This is a genomic window from Pseudarthrobacter sp. CC4, assembly GCF_048957775.1.
GTDB lineage: Bacteria > Actinomycetota > Actinomycetes > Actinomycetales > Micrococcaceae > Arthrobacter.
Map to the genome: position 1 here is coordinate 1 of NZ_JARCCZ010000061.1, position 2,647 is coordinate 2,647.

Below are 2,647 nucleotides of genomic sequence, written 5' to 3' on the forward strand. Positions count from 1 at the left end.
TGTCAATGGCCATTTGTTTCTGCCCACGGGCGGCCAGTTAATCGGCCCGCTGGTGGCCAGTAAAACTGCCCGGTGATGGCCAACAGATCTGCCCACTGGGGGTTGTCGGTGGGGTTGGCCATCGTGGGTCTGTTAATTCAGTTGGGTGACTCCTTTCCCCGCGAGGGCTTGGGTGAGTCGGATGGAATCGCCGCTTGTTTGGCAGACGTGGGCGTGATGTAGGAGCCGGTCAACTGTGGCTGTGGCCAGGGTTTTGGGCATGAGTTCGTCGAAGCCGGCTGGGTGCAGGTTCGAGGAGATCGCGACGGAGCGTTTTTCGTAGGCGGCGTCCACAACTCTGTAGAGTCCTTCGGCGGCGTCGGTCGCCACGGGCAGCAGGCCGATGTCATCGATCACGACGAGTTCGGCGCGGAGGATTCTGGCGACGGCCTTGGTGACGCTGTCGTCGGTGCGATGCGCGCGGATGAGCGCGCCGAGGTCCTCGAGTCTGAACCAGGCAACGCGCATCCCGGCTTCGACGGCTTGCTGGCCGAGGGCTTCGAGGAAGAACGTTTTCCCGGTGCCGGAGGGCCCGCAGACGACCAGGTTCTCCCTGCGGGTGATCCATTCCAGGGTGCGCAGGGCCTGCTGGGTCGGCGCCGGAATCGAGGAGACGGCCGGGTCCCAGACGTCGAAGGTCTTTCCGGTCGGGAAGCCGGCCGCTTTGCGCCGGGTGGCGAGCATCGACCGCGCCCGTCCTGCGGCTTCCTCGGTGAACAGGGCCTTGATGATCTCGGTCGGTTCCCAGCGCTGGGCTCGTGCGGTAGCGATCAGCTCCGGGGCCAGTGCCCGGGCGTGGGGCATCTTCAGTTGCCGCATTAGCGCTTCCAGCTCGGCCGGCAGGGCCGGAGCGGTGGTGTTCGTGGTTGTGACTGGGGTCATCGGCTCTGCTCCTTCACTGGGGTGCTGGACGGCCCGGCGCCGAGGCCTGCCCAGGCGCTGGTGCCTTGGGTGAGGGACCTGGTTTCGTCCGCAATGTGGGTGGTGGTGCGGCGGATGTTCGCGTTCAGGATGGACGGCAGGTCGCCGTGGGCGAAGCGGCCATGGAGCGCAGCATCACCCAGGGCACGGTCCACGGACTCGGTCCCGGCGATTTTGGCCAGGGTCACGGCCTCGGCCATTTTCACGTTCATCCGGCCTGTTCCTGCCGCGGCAGCTTCCACGAGCCAGGTCTTGGCGCCTGCGCCAATGGCCAGGAACTCGGCTTCACCGGCGGTGCGTGCCTTCACGGCGTAGTCGCCCGGGATCCTGGTCCGGGTCCAGGGGAAGTGCTCATCGATGATCGCGGGGCTGCCGGGCCTTGCCCGGCCATGGCGGGCGACTTCGACCGGGCCGGTCGGGCCGTGGTGGACGATGATGACCTGTTCATCAGGGCCGGTGCCGTGGGAGCGGACGAACACCCTCGCGCCGAGCAGATGAGACGGCACGGAGTATTGGGCGTTCTCGAAGGAGACCATCGGGGTGTTCTCCGGGACTATACGGGCCAGCCCGAACGCGACCGTATGCGCGGTCTCCGGGACCCGGTGCAGCCGGGGCGCTTCCTCCGCCAAAACTACTGCGGGTTTGCGGCGGGTGGCCCGATGCTCCCGGTTGTTGACCTCGTCCATGAACCCCTCGCAGGCTGCCTCGAGCTCGGCGAAGGAGGCGTAACCGGGCCTCAGGTTAGTGTCTGTGGGCACGAGGTCGGCTTTGGCCAGTTTCACCGACGCTTCGACTCCGCCTTTGGTGGCGGGGTCAGCGGGTTGGCAGGTCAGCACGGTGACCCCGTAGTGGCGGGCGAAGTCCAGGGTCTGCTGGTTCCGCACCGGGACCCCTGCGACGTGGGCGGTGGTGACGGTCTTCTCGTTATCGGTCAGAACATACGTCGGTGCCCCGCCCAGAATCCGGAAGCACCGGTCGAGGGCTGCGAACACGCTCGGCGCGGTCCGGTCCCGCAACGGGATCACGATCCGGAACCTCGAGAACGCCAGCCACGCAACGAACAGGATGGTTTTCACTCCGCCGATTCGTGGCCCGTCGCCGAAGTCGTACTGCAGCCACATCCCGGGCTCGGTGATCCACGGCCGGTGGACGCGGGTGTGTCCGAGCCGCCAGGCGGCTTTGACCTGAGCGATCGCGCGGCGGGTGGACCGCTCCGACCCTTCATAGCCCAGGGCGAGGAGCTTCTCGTGGGCCTTGTCGGCGCGAATCCGGCCCTTGGACGCCTCGATCCATTCCTCGATCTTGGGCAGGTAGGCGTCCGTGACCCTGGGCCGGGGCGCTGGTTCTGCGATTGGCCGGCCGGCGTCACGGGCTGCGACGTGTCTGGCAACAGTGTGGTGCGAGCAGCCTGTGAGCTCCGCGGTGGCGCGCAACGATCCGGTCAGATCGTAGGCAGCAAGAATTTCCATGATTTCTCCGTCATGCTTCATACAGGGCCTCTTCCTGGGACGACATTTGGTGCGACTAGACACCGTCATCAAATCCCGGGGAGAGGCCCCTGCCGCTTAAGACGCGGCAGGTTCAGTAAGGAAGTGGGCAGATCTCATGGCCACCGCTGGGCAGTTCTACTGGCCGTCAGTGGGCAATTACGTGGCCGCCTATGGGCAGTTTTTCATGGCCGCTTACA

The 2,647-nt window shown here is 66.0% G+C and carries 2 protein-coding genes; both read right to left on the reverse strand.

The annotated features are described in order from the left end of the window. Positions 1 to 132 precede the first annotated feature (132 nt). Positions 133 to 921: an IS21-like element helper ATPase IstB gene (gene istB, locus PV768_RS21710; RefSeq protein ID WP_421094191.1), complete on the reverse strand. Its 789-nt coding sequence runs from the start codon at positions 919 to 921 to the stop codon at positions 133 to 135. Continuing rightward, entirely contained in the window at positions 918 to 2,450 is a 1,533-nt protein-coding gene (gene istA, locus PV768_RS21715; RefSeq protein ID WP_421094192.1) for an IS21 family transposase, read from the reverse strand. The genes istB and istA overlap by 4 nt, the downstream gene beginning before the upstream one ends. Between the last annotated feature and the right edge of the window lie 197 nt (positions 2,451 to 2,647).

Coding starts and splice junctions, on each gene's coding strand:
- istB (WP_421094191.1), bottom strand. CDS start 921: ATGACCCCAGTCACAACCACGAACACCACCGCTCCGGCCCTGCCGGCC.
- istA (WP_421094192.1), bottom strand. CDS start 2,450: ATGAAGCATGACGGAGAAATCATGGAAATTCTTGCTGCCTACGATCTG.